The following is a 20041-nucleotide window of genomic DNA, read 5'->3' on the forward strand; positions in this document are numbered from 1 at the left end:
CCTGCCTTTTTGTTTGATCATTTGTCCGGCTTTACGCCGTACCAGCGTGGCGTATAGACCCATTCGCCGCCTGTTGCGCGGTCAAACCGTTGCGTATGAGACGAGCCGACGATCACCACCGTGCGCATATCCACATCGTCGGGCGTCAATTGCCCAAGCGTGGTGACGCGCATTGTCTCCGCCGGTCTGCCGATATCGCGGCCTAGCACAACCGGCGTTTGCGGTGCGCGATGCTGGCGCAGAATTTCCAGCGCACGGCCCAGCTGATGCGGGCGGGCTTTGGAAATAGGATTGTAAAAAGCCATGGCGAGATCAGCTTCTGCGGCCAGCGCCAGCCGCTTTTCGATCACGTCCCATGGTTTCAGATTATCGGACAGCGAGAGAATGCAGAAATCATGGCCGAGCGGTGCACCGCTGCGGGACGCTGCTGCCATCGCAGCCGAGATGCCCGGCTGAATGACCAGTTCCACACCATGCCATGCAGGGTTGTCGGTTTCGTGCAGCGCCTCGACCACGGCAGCCGCCATGGCGAAAACGCCGGGATCGCCAGACGAAACCATCGCCACCGTGCGGCCTGAGGCGGCCAGTTCGAAGGCATGGCGCGCGCGCTGCATTTCCTCGCGATTATCGGTCATATGCACGGTCTGACCGGCATGAAACGGCCCGGCCATGTGCACATAAGTCTCGTAGCCGAGAATATCTTCGGCCTGTTCGAGTTCGCGCTGCACGGCGGGCGTCATCAGATCCCGTGATCCGGGGCCAAGCCCGACCACGACCAGCTTTCCGCGTTTGCGCCCAATCCGCAGCACGTCAGCAGGGGCAGGAGCGACGGCCAGCACGAGGCCGCCCGCTTCGATCAACCGCAGCGGCTGCTCGACTGAAAGATGAGCAAGTGAAAGCGCAGTGTCAGCCGACGGCACAAAGCGTAGCTCTGCGCCGAGTGCGCCTGCCGCTTCATGGATTTGCTGCACAGCGCAGTGACGTTCATGGGCCAGCAGCAGCGCGAGCGATGATCGTGCGAGGCCCGTTTCGTCGAACGCCCGTGTCATTGCTTCCGCAAGATCGTCGGTCGGCTGGTCGATGGCGACGGCCACGACCTGCGGATGATAGATGAGTTCATCCGGCAGCGGCGTGCGCTTTTCTGGCGTGATGCTGACGGTGAGCCTGCCATCGTCGGCGAAAGGCAGCTTCGACGTCTGTAGCCAGCGGGAACGTCCGTTGAGGCGCAGTTTCGCACCTGCCAGAAGATCGGACGTGAAGGCTTTCGCCGCATCCGGATTGGCGAGCGTCAGTTCCGCTGGCGGGTGCAGGAGATTGATTCCGAAGCGCAATTCGCCGGAGGTAGTGATCGCCGGGGCGATTTCAAGTGCGGCGGCGATGGTTCGCGCCATGTCATTGACGCCGGACAGCCCGCCAAGAAGCGGCACTACGGCGCTGCCGTCTTCGGCAATCACCAGAACGGGCGGCTCTATGCGCTTGTTCTGCAAAAGAGGCGCCAGTGCGCGGATGACAATACCGGCGGCGCAGAGCGCTACGACCGGTCGGCCTTCTTCATAGAGGGCGCGTATGGTGTCGCCGAAATGGGCAAATGTCCTGTCGGCACCCGTGACGCGATCCTGAAGTCCAAGCACCTCGGCCTGATCGAGCACGGCGGCAATGCGGCGTGCTGTTACGGTCGCCGCTTCCGCCAACACAACGATAGCCGGCTTCATGCGCCGTTCCATTTCTGGCCGGGAACAAGGATGATCGAGAAATAGGGGCAATCGCTGCCGCTGACGTCCGACAGCGGCACGATGCGCTGATTGGCCATGGTGGCGCGCTCGACATAAAGCGCGCGGTCCATCAGGCTAAGATCGGTCAGCACATCGCGAACCTTGTCGAGATTCTTGCCGAGTTTCATGATGGCGGCGGCACCAGTATCGGCCAGCCTGCGCTTCAATTCGCCGGCTTCCATGACGCCGGAAAGGATCGACAATGTCTGGTTGCGATAGACAAGCGGCGCGCCAAGCACAGCCGAAGCGCCGAGCACCGAACAGACGCCCGGAACCACTGTGGTTTCATAGCTTTCAGCCAACCGGTCATGAATATACATGAACGAGCCATAGAAGAACGGGTCGCCTTCCGCGATCACGGCCACATCCTGTCCCTGATCGAGATATCCGGCGATTGTCGTGGTGATCTCGCCGTAAAAATCGCTGACGATCTGCTCATAATCCATGTGCGCGGGCAGTTTTTCCGTAGTCACCGGATAGATGAGCGGCACCAGAACCTGTTCCGGCGAGAGATAGTCCTCAACAATGGTAAGGGCATTGCCCTTCTTGCCCTTGGCAGCGTGATAGGCCACCACCGGCGCTGATTTTAGCAGCCGAAGCGCCTTCAGTGTGATGAGTTCAGGATCGCCGGGGCCGACACCCAGACCGAAAAGCTTGCCTTTTGTCGTCATTATTCGCGCTCCGAAGCCAGAGCATTGACCGCCGCCGCGGTCATGGCACTGCCGCCGCGTCGTCCGCGCACGATGACATAGGGCACGCCGCGACTATTGGCGGCGAGTTCGTCCTTCGATTCCGCCGCACCGACAAAGCCGACCGGCATGCCGATGATAAGCGCTGGCTTTGGCGCACCGGCATCCAGCATTTCGAAAAGCCGGAAGAGGGCGGTTGGGGCATTGCCGATGGCGACGATGCTTCCTTCGAGATGCGGCAACCACAAATCGAGCGCGGCGGCAGAACGGGTGTTGCCGATTTTCTTCGCCAGTTCAGGAACGGAAGGGTCGTTCAGCGTGCAGATGACCGGGTTGTCGGCAGGCAGGCGCGAGCGGGTGATACCTTCGGCAACCATGCGTGCATCGCAGAGAATCGGTGCGCCTTTGGCAAGCGCCTGTTTGCCAGCCAGACCTGCACCTTCCGAAAAAGCGATGTCGCTCACTACATCCACCATGCCTGAAGCATGGATGACGCGCACGGCGAGTTTTTCGAGATCGGCAGGGATGCGGCTCAGATCCGCCTCGGCGCGGATGATGGCGAAGGAGCGGTCATAGATGGCCTGCCCGTCGCGAATGTAATCAATCATGGTTTCCGCTCTGGTGAGTTGAGAAGGCGCGCGGCAGCGTCAATAGTCACGTCAGTCGCCAATAGCCGCCCGAAACGGGATGGTCCAGCCTTGTCTGCAAAAAAGACATCGTAGCGGCCCGGAGCGCGCGCCAGAAGCGTGTGCGGAAGCGGCGCAAGCGCGGCGCAGGACTTGGCGCAGCCAGTGAGATGGACCGCGTCCGGGCTATCGACGTCAAGGAGCGAGGCCAGTTCTCTCGCGTCGGTCTGTGTGTCGGAGAGGGCAGAGGCGCAACCCTTTGACCCGGTACAACTGCGCAGTCGTGATTGCGGTGCCTGCGCATCGGTCGCAAGGCCGAGCGTATGCAATTGCCGGAGAACTTTGTCGCAATGTGCTGCATCGACATTTGGCAGGATCACGCCCAGCCAAGGCGTCAGGCGGATTTCCCCGCCGCTGACCTTTTGTGAAAGGGCACCGAGTGCCCGCAGTTGCGTCGTATCGAGCCGCCCCAGAAGCGGCATGGCGCCGATGTAGAGCCGTCCGTCAACCTGAACGTGGGCTCCCAGATGGGCGCATGGGCGGGGTTGCCGCCGTTGCCAATTGGCAGCGGAATCGACCGGAAACGGAAGGCTGGCAATCAGTTCTTTCAAAAACTCTTCGACAGCAAGGGTTTCGAAGAGTTGCTTCATTCGCGCCGCGCCTTTGGAGTGGGCAAGAAATAATCGCAGCGCTGCTTCTATAAAGGGCAGCGCATCATCGATTTCCACGCTTCCCAATGCGGTTCCATCGGGCGACGAAGCAAAGCCGAAAGCAAAAATACGACCGTCATCTGTTGCGGATAGCCAAATGTCACCCGGATGAGCAATCATGGCGCAAGCTTCGCCGCCATCGATCTGGAACGAGAATTTTGGCGACAGCGCATGATGGTCGGCGTTGTTCTCAAGCGCTGCCAGCAATTGCCGCGCTAGCGGCGTGACATCGCAAGCTTGATCGCGGTCTATACCGGATGTGGGGCTGACCATGACGTTGCGAATGTCATCCGCAGCGGGGTTATCGGCACCAAAACCTGCTTGATAAAGTGCTGTGACTGCTTGTTCCCAGTTCTCAGGCGCGATGGCGCGCAGCTGGATATTGGAGCGAATCGAAAGTTCCACAGCGCCGGGACCGAATTTTTCGGCAATCTCGGCCAGCGCAAAAGCCTGATCGGCGGTGAGCCGTCCGAGCGGCAGTTTGATGCGCGCAATGGCACCGTCGAGCGCCATAACCATGCGCGACAGGCCCGGACAGGCATTTCGCCTGTCAAACGGTTCGATCTTTGTCGCGGTGGTCTGCTGGTTCAACATGATTGCCTTATACGCCGCCCGTGCCGGGCCGGAAAGTAGGAACCGCCTTTGGGACTTGCGCTTGTCACCGTCGCACCCTACGAACGAAGAAAACGGAGCAAAGAGCATGGCTTGCTGGCTGACGGTCATCGGCATCGGCGAAGACGGTTTGAATGGGCTTGGCGAGACTGCGCGGCAGGCCCTTGCTTCGGCTGATTTGATTTTTGGTGGCAAGCGGCATTTGGGGCTCATCGGTGAAACACCCGGTGCCCGGCAGATTGCATGGCCTTCGCCCTTCGATGATGCTTTTCCGATGATTGCTGCCGAGCGCGGCAAGTCAGTCGTGGTTCTGGCCAGCGGCGATCCGATGCATTACGGCATGGGCGCTTCGCTGACCCGGCATTTTTCTCCGGATGAAATGCTTGTCTTGCCTTATCCGTCGTCATTTTCGCTGGCTGCGGCGCGTATGGGCTGGTCGCTGCAGGACGTGTGTTGCCTCAGCGTGCACGGGCGTCCGCTGGACGTGCTGGCAAAGCATATTCTGCCCGGCATCAAATTGCTGATCCTCAGCAATGACGGCACCACGCCTGAAAAAATCGCAACGATGCTGGCGGCACGCGGTTTTGGATCAAGCCGCATCGATGTGCTGGAACATCTGGGTGGCCCCAAAGAAACGCATAAGCGCGGTATTGCAGGTGCATGGACAGTTCCCGCCGGTGCCGATCTGAATGTCGTCGCCGTGGAATGCATTGCAGAGCCGGATGCGAAAATTCTTCCCAGCGTGATAGGCCTGCCTGATGAAGCCTTCGAAAATGATGGTCAACTGACGAAGCGCGATATTCGCGCCGTGACACTGTCGCGGCTGGCGCCGCTGCCTGGCGAAATTCTGTGGGATGTCGGCGCGGGGTGCGGCTCCATCGGTATCGAGTGGATGCGCACCCATGCTTCCTGTCGTGCCATCGCCATCGAGGCGCATGAAGAGCGGCAAGGCATGATCGCCCGCAATCGCGATGCGCTGGGCGTACCCGGTTTGCAGATCGTTTCCGGTGAAGCGCCGGGCGCTCTCGCAGGACTGGAAACGCCGGACGCGATTTTCATCGGTGGCGGCGTCACGGATGAAGGCGTGTTGCAAGCCTGTTGGGATGCACTGAAACCCGGCGGACGGCTGGTTGCGAATGCCGTGACCTTGCAAAGCGAAATGCAGCTTTTCGGCTGGCGGCAGCGCTTTGGCGGAGAACTCGTGCGGCTTTCCGTGGCACAAGCCGGTGCGCTTGGCTCGTTCGATGTATGGCGGCAGGCACTGCCTGTCACGCTATATTGCGCGATCAAAGACAAATGATGACTTGAATTGTCATCTTATATTCGGGTAAGGCTGACGCATCATTTCATCCGATGGAGGATGGGTCGTGTCCGAACTCAACGCCAATACCCGTTTCACGCTGACCAATGCTGGTCACATCGTCAATCAACTGCTCGATCATTTCGTCGAACATGCTGATGTGCAGCGTGACGAGACGCATGCGAAACTCGTTTTGAGCTTCGGTCAGGCCGATGTTCAATGGGATAACGAGACGGTCAGCGTCGATGTCAAAAGCGATGATGAGACCGGCCTTGCCTATATGAAATATTCCATCGCTGAGCATGTGCTGGAATTTCTGGAGAAGGGCAGCCCCACGCCGAAAATCATCTGGCAGGGCGATGGCGCGGCGGGACTGCCGCTGCCTTACTTCCGCGAAATGCAGGTGGTGGCGGTGTCCAATGTCACGCCGCATATGCGTCGCGTGCGCCTGAAAGGCGACAACCTCCAGCGGTTTTCGCATACCGGGCTGCATATCCGCCTTCTGTTCCCGCCAAAGGGGCTGGCAAAGCCACAATGGCCGGTGACGGGTGAGGACGGGCGTCCGGCATGGCCGGAAGGCGATGCCAAGCTTGCAACCCGTGTCTATACCATCCGCAATATCGATCCTGAAGCGGGCTGGGTCGATATCGACATGGTTGTGCATGGTGATGATTGCGACGCTCCGGGTTCGGGTTGGGCGCTTAACGCCAAGCCGGGCGATATTGTCGGCATGACTGGTCCGGGCGGTGGCGATGCAGGCGATGCCAAATGGTATCTGCTCGCAGGCGACGAAACCGCGCTGCCCGCCATCGGGCGCATTCTCGAACGACTGCCTGAAGATGCAAAGGCCGTTGTGCGCATTGAAATCGGCGATCAGGCCGAGGAACAGAAGCTTGTCTCGCGTGCGAATCTCGATGTGCAATGGCTGAACCGCAATGGCGCCGAAGCTGGCACCACCACGCTGTTGCAGGATGCGGTGCGCGCGGTCGAACTGCCGGAAGGCGAGGAAGACATTTATGTCTGGGCGGGTTGCGAGTTCAATGCCTTCCGCAATATTCGCAGCTATATGCGCAAGGAGCGTAACGTTCCGAAGAATCGCCAGCTGATTGTCGCCTATTGGCGGCGCGGCCAGGACGGGGACAATGCCCGCAAAGCTTCTGAGGAATAAAAAAGGGGACCGAAAGGTCCCCTTTTTGTTGTGTCATGCGGCTGGTTTCAGCGCCGGAAACCTTCACTCGCGCGCATCAGGTTTTTGGTATAGTCGGCGTGAATATTGCCGGTGACGAGATCGCCAGCCTGTAATTGTTCAACCACTTCGCCGTTGCGCATCACTGCAAGGCGGTCGCACATATGGGTGACGACACCAAGATCGTGGCTCACCATGATGAAGGTGAGGTTGCGGTCACGGCGAACCTGTTCAAGCAGGTTCAGCACTTCCGCCTGTACCGATGCGTCGAGCGCCGAAGTTGGTTCGTCGAGCAGCAGAATGCTCGGTTCCACGATCAATGCGCGGGCAATGGCGATGCGCTGGCGCTGACCGCCCGAAAGCTGGTGCGGATAGCGGAAGCGGAAGCCCGAGCCGAGCCCCACTTCATCCAATGCGCGCACGATGCGCTGTTCGGCATCGCCGACACCATGAATGGCGAGCGGTTCCAGCAAAAGCCGGTCCACCGTCTGGCGCGGATGCAGGGAGCCATAAGGGTCCTGAAACACCATCTGCACCTTGCGATAGAAGGCCTTGTCGCGTGGTGTCTTGAGAGGTGCGCCGTCGATACGGATTTCGCCATCGTCAATCGGCGCAAGCCCCGCGACTGCGCGCAGAAGTGTGGACTTGCCCGAACCGGATTCGCCGACGAGACCATAGGATTCGCCCTGCGCCACATGGACGCTGACCGACTTCAACGCATGGAAATGGTCGAAATAGACATCAATATTGTCGACGCTCAGTGCTGGTGCCGTACTCATAGCTTCCAGGCCTCCTCACGCTGCAAGGTGGGCAGAGGATGGCGGTCGGCTCCGATTTTCGGCATGCAGTTCAGCAATCCTTGCGTATAGGGATGTTTCGCATTGGCAAGATCCTTGGCCGCGATCTCTTCGACGATGCGGCCCGCATACATCACGATGACGCGGTCGCAGAAGGACGAAACAAGGCGCAGGTCATGGCTGACGAAGATCAGCCCCATGCCGCGTTCGGCCACCAGCTTGTCGAGAATGCCCAGCACTTCGAGCTGCACCGTCACGTCGAGCGCCGAAGTCGGTTCGTCGGCAATCAGCAGTTCCGGCTCGGCCACGAGCATCATGGCGATCATCACGCGCTGGCCCATCCCGCCCGAAACCTCGTGCGGATAGAGTTTCATGACGCGTTCCGGATCGCGAATCTGCACCGCTTCCAGCATGGCCATCGAGCGCGTGCGAATTTCTCCGCTGCTGTATTTGCCGTGCGCTTTCAGCGTTTCGGCAATCTGCTTGCCGATGGTCATCACAGGATTGAGCGAATATTTCGGGTCCTGCAACACCATGGCGATGCGGCCGCCGCGTAAGGAGCGGCGTTCACGGGCCGAAATGTTGAGGAGATCGATGCCGTCGAAATTAAGCGTCTTGGCCGTAATCTGCGCGTGGAGTGGCGTCAGACCCATGATGGCGCGCCCGGTCTGGGACTTGCCTGAACCGGATTCGCCAACGATGCCAAGGCGTTCGCGGCCCAGCTCAAAGCTGACACCACGGACAGCCTCGATGGCCCCCGTGCGCGTCGGGAAGGTGACGCGCAGGTCTTCTACTGTCAGAAGCGGCTTCATTGGTTGTTACCCCGCGGATCAAGCGCATCGCGCAGACCATCGCCCAGCAGGTTGAAGCCGAGGCTGACGATCAGGATCGCAATGCCGGGCATGGCGGCAACCCACCATTGGTCGAGGATGAAACGGCGACCCGATGCGATCATCGCGCCCCATTCCGGCAGTGGCGGCTGTGCGCCGAGGCCGAGGAAGCCCAGGCCCGCTGCCGTTAGAATGATGCCCGCCATGTCGAGTGTCACACGGACGATCAGCGACGAGGTGCAAAGCGGCATGATGTGGCGCACGACAATGCGGATCGGCGAAGCACCCATCAGGCGGACCGCCGAAATATAGTCGGAATTGCGCACCGTCAGCGTTTCGGCGCGCGCGATGCGCGCATAAGGCGGCCATGAGGTGATCGCGATGGCGATGATGGCGTTTTCGATGCCCGGTCCCAGCGCCGCCACGAAGGCAAGCGCCAGAATGAGTTTCGGGAAGGCCAGGAAGATGTCGGTGATGCGCATCAGCACGGCATCGACCCAGCCGCCCGCATAACCGGCCACTGTGCCGACCAGCAGGCCGATTGGGGCCGCAATGATCGCAACCAGCAGCACGACATAGAGCGTCAGGCGGGAACCGTGAATGAGGCGCGAAAGAATATCGCGACCCTGATCGTCGGTGCCGAGCAGATAGCCGGGGCTTCCCGGCGGCAGCAGGCGGGCATTGGCCAGATCGCCGACAACCGGCGAATGCGGCGCCAGCACATCGGCGAGCGCTGCAACGACCAGCAGTCCGATGATGATCAGGAGGCCGAGAACGGCCAGCTTGTTGGCGGTGAACCGCCGCCAGACCATATAGGCGCGACCGAGGCGGGCCTGCGTACGTGACTGGGGCCGCTCGGTAAGCAGCCATTCACGCCAAGAGAGGTTGGAATTATCTGTCATTTGGCTCATCGTGCGCGCGTCCTTGGATCGAGAAGCCGATAGAGAAGATCGGACACGAGGTTGAGCGCGATAAAGACCGACCCGATAACAATGGTGCCACCGAGAACGGCATTCATATCAGCGTTTTGTAGCGAATTGGTGATGTAGAGACCAAGGCCCGGCCAGGAGAAGATGGTTTCGGTCAGAACCGAACCTTCCAGAAGCCCGGCATAGGAAAGCGCAATCACGGTCACCAGCGGCACGGCGGCATTGCGCAAAGCGTGGCCCCAGATGATGCGGGTTTCCGAAATGCCCTTGGCGCGCGCCGCGACGATATATTCCTGATCAAGCTCGTTGAGCATGAAGGAACGCGTCATGCGGCTGATATAGGCAAGCGAGAAATAGCCAAGCAGTGCCGATGGCAGGATAAGGTGGGAGACAATATCCTTGAGGGCTGGCCAGTCGCGCTGAAGGATCGCGTCGATCAGGTAGAAGCCGGTGATCGGCGTGAACGTGTATTCGAATGTAATGTCGATGCGTCCGGGACCGGAGGTCCAGCCGAGACGGGCATAGAAGATCAGCAGCGCAAGCATGCCGAGCCAGAAGATCGGCACGGAGTAACCGACAAGGCCGATAACGCGCACGATCTGGTCAATGATGCTGCCGCGTTTGACGGCTGCGAGCACGCCGAGCGGAATGCCGAACACGGCGCCGATGATCGTGCCGAGTGTGGCCAGTTCCATCGTGGCCGGGAATACGCGGCGAATGTCGGTCATGACCGGATTGGTCGTGAGCACCGAAGTGCCGAAATCGCCTTGCAGCACGCCTTTCACGTAAAGAAAGAACTGCTGGTAATAGGGCAAATTGAAGCCCATTTCCTCGCGCACGCGGGCGACGACATGCGCAGGCGCGCGGTCGCCGACGATGGCCAGCACAGGGTCAATCGGCACGACGCGACCGATGAAGAATGTTACGGCCAAAAGGCCCAGATAGGTCGTGACGACGATGACCAGAAAACTGGCTATCGACGCGGCAAGGGCCGATGAACGCCGCGGCGCTCGCCTAACCTTTTTGGTGGTTTCAGTGTTACTCAATGTTTTGACCGCTTCCGATGATGAGTGCGTTCAGAACAGGGTCCGGTCTGACGCTCGATCATCTTTGCTTGAAAAAAGCTCTGGAGCGGCTTTCCTTTTTGATTCAGAAAACCGCTCCATCTCCTTGTTTTAAAGCCGGTTAGGCACATTCATGCGCCGAGGCTTGGCCGACTATTCCTTGGTGATGTTTACCAGCGGATTGGAGTCGAAGGTCGGGCCGAGCTTGTAACCCTTCACATTGCCCGCGATACCGGCTGTTTCGATCTGCTGGAACAGCATCACGAACGGGCTCTGGTCGAGCGCTTCCTGCTGAAGCTTCTTGTAGATCTCGGCGCGCTTTTCGTTGTCGCGTTCCAGAAGAGCAGACTGCGTCTGCTTGGTCAGCTCAGGAATGTCCCAGGCGTTGCGCCACGCAAGCGTCTTGTTGGCGGCGTCGTCCTTATTATCCGGATTGCTCGTGAAAGCTTCGGCATTGGAATTCGGATCCCAATAGTCCATGCCCCACTGGCCGATATACATGTCGTGGTTACGCGCACGATATTTGGTCAGGGTCTGCTTGCCATCGCCCGGGATGATTTCGATCTTCACGCCAGCCTGAGCAGCGCTCTGCTGGAAGGATTCGGCAATGCCGGTCACCGGCTGCGTGTTGCGCACGTCGAAGGTCACGGAAAGACCGTCCTTCAGACCTGCCTTGGCGAGAAGTTCCTTCGCCTTTGCAACGTCGTATTTGTAGGGTGCAGCATCGAGCGCGCCCAGAACGCCCTTAGCCTGATAGGTCTGGCGGATTTCGCCAATGCCTTTGATGAGGGTCGAACCGATTGCATCATAATCGACCAGATATTTGAACGCTTCGCGAACTTCCGGCTTGGCTAGGTTCTCGTTCTTCTGGTTGAGGCTGATATAGTAGACCGTACCCTTCGCGGCGCTGGTCGTCGTCAGCTTGTCGTTTTTCTGAACGGCTTCGTAGTCGCCGGGTTCCAGATTACGCGCCACATCGACGTCACCCGATTCAAGCATCAGGCGCTGTGTCGCGCTTTCCTTGACGTGACGATAGAAAACGCGCTTCAGCTTGGCCTTTTCGCCGTAATAATTGTCGTTGCGTTCCAGAATGACGACTTCATTGGCGCGCCATTCACGGATCGCGAACGGACCGGAGCCTGCCGACTTGGTCTTCAGCCATGCATTGGCATAGTCGGTGTCGTATTTGTAGTCGTCGGTCGGTGTGACCTTTGCGGCATGCTCTTCGAGAAGCTTCTTGTCGACGACTGCGGCGACGGTCGCGGTCAGGCAGTTCAGCACGAAGCTTGGTGCGTATGGCTTGTCCACGGTGAAGACGAAAGTCGTGTCGTCTACGGCTTTCGCCTTTTCGTTGACATTATCCTTGGTCAGGCCGAACTGGGTCAGGATGAAGGCCGGGCTCTTGTCCAGACGCACGGCGCGTTCGAAGGAATAAGCCACGTCAGCAGAGGTAATCGGGTTGCCGGAAGCGAACTTGATGTCCTTTTTCAGCTTGAACGTGTAGGTCAGGCCGTCGTCGGAAACGGTCCAGCTTTCCGCCACGCCCGGCACGACTTTCGACGTGTCGTTGATGTCGAGGCGAACGAGCATGTCATAGGCATTACCGATGAATTCAGCCGGGCTGAGTTCGAAGGATTCTGCCGGGTCGAGCGTGATGGTGTCATCAATCGCCCATGCCTGGACGAGCGTGTCGGCTGGCGTGGCCGACAGGGCCGGATTGGCAGCCATAACGGCAGCAAGTGCTGCACCAGCGGCGAGGATGCGAAAACGTCCGAAATGCATCATGATTGAGTTCCCTTTCTGTATTTTTGTTGGGATTTTGTTGAATTGTATTTGTATCTCAGGCTTCGTGCCATGCCTGTTTCAGAACCCTGATCCAGTTGTCCCGGCAAAGCTTCGCCAGTTCCTCATCGTTATATCCGGCCTCTCGCAAGGCCGTGACGAGGTTCTGCGTTCCGGCGGCATCGGAGATTTCGGCTGGGATGGTCGCGCCGTCATAATCGGAACCGAGCGCCACGCAGTCGATCCCCATGCGGTCAACCATGTAATCGATGTGGCGAACCATATCGGACATCGGCGTGTTGGCATCTTCCTTGCCATCGGCGCGCAGCATGGTGGTGGCGTAGTTGAGACCCGCAAGCCCCTTGCTTTCGCGGATGGCATCCAGCTGCTTGTCCGTCAGATTCCGGGCCACGGGCGTCAGGGCATGGGCATTGGAGTGGCTGGCGATCAGCGGCTGGTCGCTGAGTTCAGCCACATCCCAGAAGCCTTGCTCGGTGATATGGGCGAGATCGATCAGAATACCCTTGCGGTTGCACGCCTTGACGAGACGCTTGCCCGCTTCCGTGAGACCGGGACCGGTATCCGGGTTCATCGGGTAAGAGAAGGGCACGCCGTGACCGAAAATATTGTTGCGGCTCCACACAGGGCCAAGCGAACGCAGGCCAAGCGCGTAGAAGACATCGAGCGCGGCAAGATCGGCGTCAATCGCCTCGCAGCCTTCCATGTGCAGAACGGCGGCAAAGGTGTCGCTGTTCAGCGTTTCATCGAGCTCGCGGCCATTGCGGCACAGTTTCCACGCGCCAGCTTCTTCAAGGCGGAGTGCGATGGATGCGATTTCGATGGCGATGTCGAGGGAAGGAGGGCGCTTGAGCGGCGGAGAAAGCGGCGTGTCGTAATGGCCATTGGCGTCGGGTTTGCCAAGTTCGATATGATGGCCGGACGGCACATAGATGGCGCAAATGCCGCCAGCGAGACCGCCTTTGCGGGAGCGCGGCGCATCAATGTGGCCGGTTTGCGTTCCGTCGATGAATTCCCGGATGGGATCGTCGCCGTTTCTGGAGTTTTCCCAGAGCCTCAGAAGGACATCGTTATGCCCATCGAAAACACGCTGCATGCTATCTTCCTGGCTGAGTGATAAAGCGTTGTTTTAGCACTCGATTAAATAAAATCACGCAACGGGAAGAATTTGTATCGGCATATTTGCATAAAATTTAAACACAATAGCCACGCGCCTAATCCCCAATCGCACATCCCTATAAGATAGGAGCCGGTGCCGGAGTCAAGAGATACGAAAGCGGACGAACTCTTTTGAAAGCAAAGAAATCGGTGCAAAAAGAAAGGGCTACGGTTGACCCGCAGCCCTTGTGCAAAAATGGAATTGCCTTATGCAGAAACGGTATAGGGCTTATATCGCTTTAGAAGCGATAGTTCAGACCGGCCTTGATGGCGTGGTTCTTGAGGTTGTTGCGCTGCGAAACGCCGTTGACCTCAGACTTCACGTCGCCGAAACGCTGGAAGTCGTATTCAGCCTTCACCGAAAGCGGGCCGGTCAGGGCCTGTTCGACGCCAGCACCAACCAGCGCGCCGCCTTCCCAGCCTGGACCTGACGTGGTGTTGTCCTTCGCCTTGAAGCGCGTTGCGCCATAGCCGAGAGTGCCATAAACCAGCGTCTTGTCGAAGGCGTAACCGGCTTTGACCTTGGCATTGGTGTTCCAAGACTGCTGGAGGCTGCCGCCATTACCGATACGGTGTTCGGCTTCCGCGAAATTGGCTTCGACTTCACCGCCAACGACGAAATTGCCGCTCTGGATGTTCTTACCGGCGACAACGCCACCGAGCACACCAGCGCGATTCGTAAACGGGCCGGGGATCTTCGAGGACGATGCACCGACCTGTGCGCCGACATAATTGCCGGACCAGTCGTGCGGGCCTTCGGCAACCGGCTCGTTGTAGGAATAATCGTTCGACCCCATCATATCGGCAGCGAATGCCGGGGCTGCGATGGCCATGATGCTGGCGCTGAGCGCCACTGCGGTAAAGGTACGCTTCAACATTTTATACTCCGTTTTCCCATCCGGAACGCTGATGGAAAATATGCAAGATCTGTTTGGCAAAGACGGGCCTTCCCGTCTTCGGTTCGGTTGCCTTCTGTTGGGTGATTGTGACTAAATTTAAGAAAATTCGAGCGAATTCCACCCGTCGCACAGCCATTCTTCGCACTATGCTTAACAAGTGGTAACGATCTCCAACAGGCCAGCCCTGACGGCTTCACATCAGGTTCTGCTTTCTGAAGCTGATGCATTTTTCCTTGCCGACAATGATGTGGTCGTGCACCGCGATTTTCAAAGGTTTGGCAGCCGCAATCAACGCATGTGTCATCTCGATGTCGGGTCGCGACGGCGATGGATCGCCTGAAGGGTGATTGTGGACGAGAATGATCGCCGTTGCCGCAAGCTCCAGCGCCCGGTGAACCACTTCCCGTATATAGACCGGCGTATGGTCGACCGTGCCTCGCTGCTGTACCTCATCGGCAATGAGCCGATTCTTCTTGTCCAGAAACAGAATGCGGAATTGTTCGCGTGTCTCATGCGCCATGGCGGCAGCGCAGTAGTCGATCACCTTTTCCCAGACTGTGAAAACCTCGCGCTTCATAACCTTGCTGCGCGCACTGCGTTTGTAAACGGCTTCTATGATCTTGAGGTCGCGCGCCACGGAGGGGCCCGCGCCCGGTACTTCGGCGATGAGCGTTTCGGAAGCGCCGAGCACTTCCGCAAGCGTGCCGAAGCGGGTCAGCAAGGCCTTTGCGATGGGTTTGGTATCCGCACGCGGGATAACGCGAAAGAGCAGGAGTTCAAGCAGTTCATAATCGGCAAGCGCATCGGGCGCGGTCTGAAAGCGTTGCTTCAGGCGATCCCGGTGGCCGACGTGATGCGGCTGCTTCGCCACTTTCGGCGTCAGCTGGAGCGTGTCGCTGAAACCGGGAATGTTGTAGCTCCCCGGTCTATCCGTCTTCCTTGTCATTCTGTTTAAACCCCCGCAAAAACAGATGAGACTATAGTTTCAGTTTTATCGCATTGATGCCGGGCCAAACATATTGGCCGGTGACAATGTGAATATTTCGCAGCCGTCCTTGGTAACGCCAACCGTATGTTCATACTGGGCGGTCAGCGAGCGGTCACGCGTCACGGCAGTCCAGCCGTCCGCCAGCACTTTTACATGCGGCTTGCCGAGATTGATCATCGGCTCAATGGTGAAGATCATGCCTTCCTTGATTTCCACGCCTTCGTTCGGCGTGCCGTAATGAAGGATATTCGGCGCGTCGTGGAAAAGCTGACCAACGCCATGGCCGCAGAAATCACGCACCACGGAGCAGCGCTCGCCTTCGGCATAGGTCTGGATTGCAGCGCCGATAGCGCCGGTCTTCACGCCCGGCTTGACGACCGCAATGCCGCGCAACAGGCTTTCATAGGTGACTTCCAACAGACGTTCGGCAGCGCGCTTGATCTCGCCCACCGCATACATACGGCTGGAATCGCCATGCCAGCCGTCGAGCAGATAGGTCACGTCGATATTGACGATATCGCCTTCGCGCAGTGGCTTGTCGTTCGGGATGCCATGGCAGACAACGTGGTTGATCGACGTGCAGGTCGATTTGGTATAGCCACGATAGTTGAGCGTCGCCGGGAAGGCGCCTTGATCCATGCCGAATTCGAAAACGAAGCGGTCGATTTCATTGGTGGTCACGCCGGGCTTCACGATGTCGTTCAGCGCATCGAGGCAGCGTGCGGTCAGGTTGCACACCTTGCGCATCGCCTCGAAGGCGTCCGGGCCATAAAGCCTGATCTGGCCGGTATATTTCATGGGGGCGCTTGTCGCTTCGATATAAGTTACCATTACTAGATCCGTCTTTGTCTATTCAATTGGCACCAGCTCGGTGGCGACAATGCTTTTGTCCGTTATGTGGCATCGAACGGCCCATGCCTCAACCCCGGATGCGACGGCGCGCTCAAAAGCGCGTGCATATACAGGGTCGAGATCGCCGGAAATGCTGAATTTGCTGCAATCGCTTCGCTGGATAATAAACAACATCACACCACGATGACCAGCGGCAACACTGTCGGCCAGCTCATTGAGATGTTTTGTCCCGCGCGCGGTCACCGTATCGGGAAATTCCGCAAGGCCAGCCGTGCGGGTGAAGTGCACGTTTTTGACTTCCACGTAGGCGCGGGGCAGGGCACCTTCGTCGAGCAGAATGTCGATGCGGGAATTCTGTCCGTATTTCTGCTCACGCTTGAGGCTGGCATAGCCGCCGAGGCTCGGAATGAGACCGGCGAGTATCGCCTCTTCGGCGATTCTGTTCGGCAACCCGGTGTTGACGCCGACCAAAGTGCCGTCAGCTTCGATGATCTGCAGCGTGTGGGCATATTTGCGGTGGGGCGCATCGGAAACGCTGAGCCAGGCGCGAGAGCCGGGCGTCGTCAGGCCGAGCATGGAGCCGGTATTGGGCACTGCCGCCGTAATGAAGCGGCCATCGTCGAGCGTTACGTCTGCGAGAAATCTTTTATAGCGGCGTTCGAGCCTGCCGGAGACAAGGGGTGTTGGGAATAACATAAAGCTTTCTGAACAGTTTGGACGGAATGGCGAAATGTTTGTCCGCCTAACGCCGCAAAAAGTCAAAAGCACAATCGTTGCTTGTTATCGCTCGTTTCAGAAAAGAGCCTTGATAACATCTGCCCAGCTCAGATCCGCACCAAGCGCCATTGCTGCGGCGACAAAGCCTGCACCGAGAAAGGTGAGGGTGGTTCTGGTTTCGCTGGTCATCATATCTTTCCCCATCAAATCGGTCGCTTGAAGTTGTGAGGAATGTCGCGGGTGAATGAGCCCGGAATGTGATGCGATAATGGCTATTCCGGGCATTTTGCAGGCAATTTGCGGATAAGGTAAATGGCGGCTCTTAGGCCTGCGTCTGCTGCCAGTTGAACACCAGTTCCTCGCGGAAGGCAAAGCGGACGATGTGATTGACCACGACGTCCTGAAGCCGGTCGAGATTTTCGGCTGAGGTCTTCACGGTGGTGGTCAGTTTTTCCGCATCGGCGTCGAGAATCACCAGCCGGTCGTCGCCGAGATCGATCTGGCCGTGTTCGGGTGTGAATTCGACGGCAAACTTATGCGCCCAGTGTTTGCAGAGCTGCTGCAGATAACGGCTGGCATGGGCGGTGGGAACGATGGCTGTAGCTTGCGACATACGCAGTAATTTCCCTTTGAATTGCGAAATGGGTGCAGCTGCGCGTAGCAACATACTGGGAGAACGACCAGTATTAATTCCATCAATTTTTCGGGAAAAGAAAACCCAGCAAGTGGTACGCCCAAGGGGAATCGAACCCCTGTCTGCGCCGTGAAAGGGCGCTGTCCTAACCGCTAGACGATGGGCGCCAGCTGGTGTGGGGCGCTTATAGTCAGGATAATTCAGACATGCAAGCCCCTTTTTTCAGCATCTGTGAAATAAATTCAGATGGTGCAAAACGGCGCGCGAAGGACCGCTCTCGGAGCGCTAAAGCTTTGATATGTCGGGAAAAAGAAAAACCAGCAAGTGGTACGCCCAAGGGGAATCGAACCCCTGTCTGCGCCGTGAAAGGGCGCTGTCCTAACCGCTAGACGATGGGCGCCTGTTGCTGGTGTGAGTGGGCTTATATTCAGGTCGATGCTGACTCGCAACCCCCTAAAATCAGTTTTCTGAAAAAAGTCGCATAAGCACCTATTCCGTAGGACGCAGCCTGTGGATTTCCAGGCTATGGCTTTGAAATCGATGACAAAAAGAAAGGCTGGCTCCAATGGGGCCAGCCTGTTCATTCAAGAGAATTGGGGCGCAGAGGTTCAGATCAGCCCTTGCATTTCCAGTTCCAGTCGCGTTCCGGCCCGATATCCACATGGACGGATGACGTATGGCAATAGGTGCCGACGCCGCCGCGTCCCGGCATTGATCGCGCAAAGCGGGCCATTTCCCACTTGGAAACACCATCGATCTGAATATCGGCTGCGGCACAGATCATATGGAGCGATTTGCGTGCGCCGTTGACCTTGCGGTTATAGGACGGGCTGCGATAGCCAGACGTCACCATGACCGGGCGGCGGAAGTGCCGTTCCATGGTCTTCAGCATGGCGACGAGCTGTGGCTTGAGGCAGGCAACATCCACGGTCTGGCGCTGCACCTTCAGGCCGTTCGGCGCGAGCCGGGCGAGGCCGGGCGCCGAAGCAAGCGTGACATTGGGAGAATCATCATATTCGTTCGCATCAATGTCGGTGTCGTCATAGAGACTATTGCGATGCTTGATCTCGATGCCGCCATTCGCGCGCACACCTGGCAATGTATAATTATACTCATGCTTCACGGCAGGCGAGACAGGCTTTGCCATCGCCAGCTTCTTGTTCTCGGTACGGTCGGAACGTGAATTGGCCGATTCGTCGGAGAAAAGCCGCGAGATGCTGCCCTGCGATGCGGTCGGGCGCTGAGGTGTCGCATAGGCATTGGCATTCTTCGGTGTGCCGAAAAGCGAAGCGACCTGAACCGGCTTTTCCGGCTGGGCCGGTTTGGCGGCTTCCGGCTCGTTCGCCTTCGCGACTTCAACGGCAGGCGCTTCGGCCTCGGTTGCAGGCTTTGCTTCAGCGGTCTCAGCCTTGGGCTTCTCGGCGCTGGCCGTTGCGGCTGGCTGTTCGGTCGCTTCGGCTGGCTTCGATTCGCTGGAACCACTTCCGCCAAACAAGCCGAACAGCGAATTGCTCTTCTTTTCCGGTGCCGCCGCTGCCACTTGGGTTGGCTGCGCTTCGGTTGCCGCGTTTTCCGCAGTTGCGGTCGCGGCTGCATTTTTCGCATTCTCTTTGGCCGGGGAGGCGGCAGATGTAGCGCTAGGATTGGCCGCCGTTGCAGCGGCTGCGACCTGTTTGGCCTCGCCGGGCTTTTCTTCCGTCTTTGTCTCTGCGGTCTTTGCTTCTGCGCCAGCTTCGGCGGCGACAGTCTGGTCGGCAGCACTTTGCAGCGTCTCGGTCAGCATCGAGCCATTGGCCGTCATCTGCAGTGGCTTGCCGTCAGGACCGGTCCCCGTCGATGTACAGGACGACACCAGAAGCGCGAGCAAAGCCACGCTGCCTGAAAGTAGTCGGCCGGTTGTCCGGTGCGCAGAAGGTACAAATTTCAATAGTCCGCTCCAGCTCGATTTCCCTGACCAGTTTGGCGAACCGGACGTGTCCGAACCCACCTGGTTTCGGGAGATCGGCTCTCCCGTGTGGGTGGAACCAATCACAAAAGTGATTTCTCCCACAGTCCCCTGTCAAAGCCCAATAGAAGCTTAGGGAAACAAACTCCATTATATCAATGCGTTAAAGTGGCTTTCCCAGTTTCTCAGTGAGCCAATTTTAGCAGTGTGCAAATCACCTGATCTGCAATTGTTGCCAATTTTTAAGTTTTTTATGCCGTGAAGGCAACTATCGAAGTGCATTTTATACGACAGGCACTATGCATTATTCCGTGGGGTTAAGGATTAACCCGTTAGTAACGAAATATTACTTTGTGTAATCTTTTGAGGATCAGAGCGCTGCTCCTATCGAAATAAGCGGCTTCGGCAGGCCAAATGTCGGAATTGGGCCAATCGCTTGTTGACATAATGCATCGACTTGGTGCTATCCCTTCGGAAGTATATTCTGTCGCGACTTGTGCGGCAGCCTCAACGGCAGAACCGGGATCAGACAT

General features: G+C 58.1%; 18 protein-coding genes and 2 tRNA genes. 2 read left to right on the forward strand and 18 right to left on the reverse strand.

The window, feature by feature from the left end:
• Positions 1 to 17 precede the first annotated feature (17 nt).
• From cobJ to cobG, 4 genes are read right to left on the reverse strand one after another with little or no spacing between them, the layout of a single operon-like run.
• Complete coding sequence (gene cobJ / locus HWD97_RS14640; protein ID WP_181376096.1) at positions 18 to 1712, reverse strand: precorrin-3B C(17)-methyltransferase; 1695 nt, start codon at positions 1710 to 1712, stop codon at positions 18 to 20.
• Complete coding sequence (locus HWD97_RS14645) at positions 1709 to 2443, reverse strand: precorrin-2 C(20)-methyltransferase (protein ID WP_109369273.1); 735 nt, start codon at positions 2441 to 2443, stop codon at positions 1709 to 1711. Before HWD97_RS14645 ends, cobJ begins: the two co-directional genes overlap by 4 nt.
• Positions 2443 to 3069: a precorrin-8X methylmutase gene (locus HWD97_RS14650; RefSeq protein ID WP_109369272.1), complete on the reverse strand. Its 627-nt coding sequence runs from the start codon at positions 3067 to 3069 to the stop codon at positions 2443 to 2445. Before HWD97_RS14650 ends, HWD97_RS14645 begins: the two co-directional genes overlap by 1 nt.
• Positions 3066 to 4391 (reverse strand): precorrin-3B synthase, encoded by a 1326-nt coding sequence (gene cobG / locus HWD97_RS14655; protein WP_109369271.1) that lies wholly within the window; start codon positions 4389 to 4391, stop codon positions 3066 to 3068. The genes HWD97_RS14650 and cobG overlap by 4 nt, the downstream gene beginning before the upstream one ends.
• A gap of 106 nt (positions 4392 to 4497) precedes the next feature.
• On the opposite strand from cobG, the gene cbiE reads away from it, so the two are divergent.
• Together cbiE and HWD97_RS14665 are read left to right on the forward strand one after the other, a co-directional pair.
• Positions 4498 to 5709 carry a precorrin-6y C5,15-methyltransferase (decarboxylating) subunit CbiE gene (cbiE, locus tag HWD97_RS14660; protein WP_109369270.1) on the forward strand — a complete coding sequence of 404 codons (1212 nt, stop codon included), beginning with the start codon at positions 4498 to 4500 and terminating at the stop codon, positions 5707 to 5709.
• A gap of 67 nt (positions 5710 to 5776) precedes the next feature.
• Positions 5777 to 6877 carry a siderophore-interacting protein gene (locus HWD97_RS14665; RefSeq protein WP_109369269.1) on the forward strand — a complete coding sequence of 367 codons (1101 nt, stop codon included), beginning with the start codon at positions 5777 to 5779 and terminating at the stop codon, positions 6875 to 6877.
• A gap of 47 nt (positions 6878 to 6924) precedes the next feature.
• On the opposite strand, the gene HWD97_RS14670 is transcribed toward HWD97_RS14665, so the two are convergent.
• From HWD97_RS14670 to HWD97_RS14735, 14 genes are all read right to left on the reverse strand, one after another.
• Entirely contained in the window at positions 6925 to 7674 is a 750-nt protein-coding gene (locus HWD97_RS14670) for an ABC transporter ATP-binding protein (RefSeq protein ID WP_121536338.1), read from the reverse strand.
• The gene (locus HWD97_RS14675; RefSeq protein ID WP_109369267.1) at positions 7671 to 8504 is read right to left on the reverse strand and encodes an ABC transporter ATP-binding protein; all 834 of its coding nucleotides are present in this window, start codon (positions 8502 to 8504) and stop codon (positions 7671 to 7673) included. Before HWD97_RS14675 ends, HWD97_RS14670 begins: the two co-directional genes overlap by 4 nt.
• Complete coding sequence (locus HWD97_RS14680; RefSeq protein WP_121536336.1) at positions 8501 to 9433, reverse strand: ABC transporter permease; 933 nt, start codon at positions 9431 to 9433, stop codon at positions 8501 to 8503. The genes HWD97_RS14675 and HWD97_RS14680 overlap by 4 nt, the downstream gene beginning before the upstream one ends.
• Positions 9430 to 10497: an ABC transporter permease gene (locus HWD97_RS14685; RefSeq protein ID WP_109369265.1), complete on the reverse strand. Its 1068-nt coding sequence runs from the start codon at positions 10495 to 10497 to the stop codon at positions 9430 to 9432. Before HWD97_RS14685 ends, HWD97_RS14680 begins: the two co-directional genes overlap by 4 nt.
• 171 nt (positions 10498 to 10668) lie before the next feature.
• Positions 10669 to 12300 carry an ABC transporter substrate-binding protein gene (locus tag HWD97_RS14690; RefSeq protein WP_109369264.1) on the reverse strand — a complete coding sequence of 544 codons (1632 nt, stop codon included), beginning with the start codon at positions 12298 to 12300 and terminating at the stop codon, positions 10669 to 10671.
• Between the two features lie 55 nt (positions 12301 to 12355).
• Positions 12356 to 13411: a dipeptidase gene (locus HWD97_RS14695; protein WP_121536334.1), complete on the reverse strand. Its 1056-nt coding sequence runs from the start codon at positions 13409 to 13411 to the stop codon at positions 12356 to 12358.
• 301 nt (positions 13412 to 13712) lie between these two features.
• Entirely contained in the window at positions 13713 to 14351 is a 639-nt protein-coding gene (locus HWD97_RS14700) for an outer membrane protein (protein ID WP_109369262.1), read from the reverse strand.
• Between the two features lie 214 nt (positions 14352 to 14565).
• The gene (gene radC / locus HWD97_RS14705; protein ID WP_121536332.1) at positions 14566 to 15318 is read right to left on the reverse strand and encodes a DNA repair protein RadC; all 753 of its coding nucleotides are present in this window, start codon (positions 15316 to 15318) and stop codon (positions 14566 to 14568) included.
• A gap of 45 nt (positions 15319 to 15363) precedes the next feature.
• Complete coding sequence (gene map / locus HWD97_RS14710) at positions 15364 to 16191, reverse strand: type I methionyl aminopeptidase (RefSeq protein WP_109369260.1); 828 nt, start codon at positions 16189 to 16191, stop codon at positions 15364 to 15366.
• Between the two features lie 18 nt (positions 16192 to 16209).
• Positions 16210 to 16908 (reverse strand): DNA/RNA nuclease SfsA, encoded by a 699-nt coding sequence (gene sfsA / locus HWD97_RS14715; RefSeq protein WP_109369259.1) that lies wholly within the window; start codon positions 16906 to 16908, stop codon positions 16210 to 16212.
• Between the two features lie 343 nt (positions 16909 to 17251).
• Positions 17252 to 17542, reverse strand: a complete 291-nt coding sequence (locus tag HWD97_RS14720) for a DUF2218 domain-containing protein (RefSeq protein WP_109369258.1) — start codon at positions 17540 to 17542, stop codon at positions 17252 to 17254.
• A gap of 113 nt (positions 17543 to 17655) precedes the next feature.
• Positions 17656 to 17730, reverse strand: a tRNA-Glu gene (locus tag HWD97_RS14725).
• 158 nt (positions 17731 to 17888) lie between these two features.
• Positions 17889 to 17963, reverse strand: a tRNA-Glu gene (locus tag HWD97_RS14730).
• A gap of 213 nt (positions 17964 to 18176) precedes the next feature.
• Positions 18177 to 19490 (reverse strand): D-Ala-D-Ala carboxypeptidase family metallohydrolase, encoded by a 1314-nt coding sequence (locus tag HWD97_RS14735; RefSeq protein WP_109369257.1) that lies wholly within the window; start codon positions 19488 to 19490, stop codon positions 18177 to 18179.
• Positions 19491 to 20041 lie beyond the last annotated feature (551 nt).

Origin of the sequence: Ochrobactrum sp. C6C9 (genome assembly GCF_022627935.1) — a bacterium.
GTDB lineage: Bacteria > Pseudomonadota > Alphaproteobacteria > Rhizobiales > Rhizobiaceae > Brucella > Brucella teleogrylli.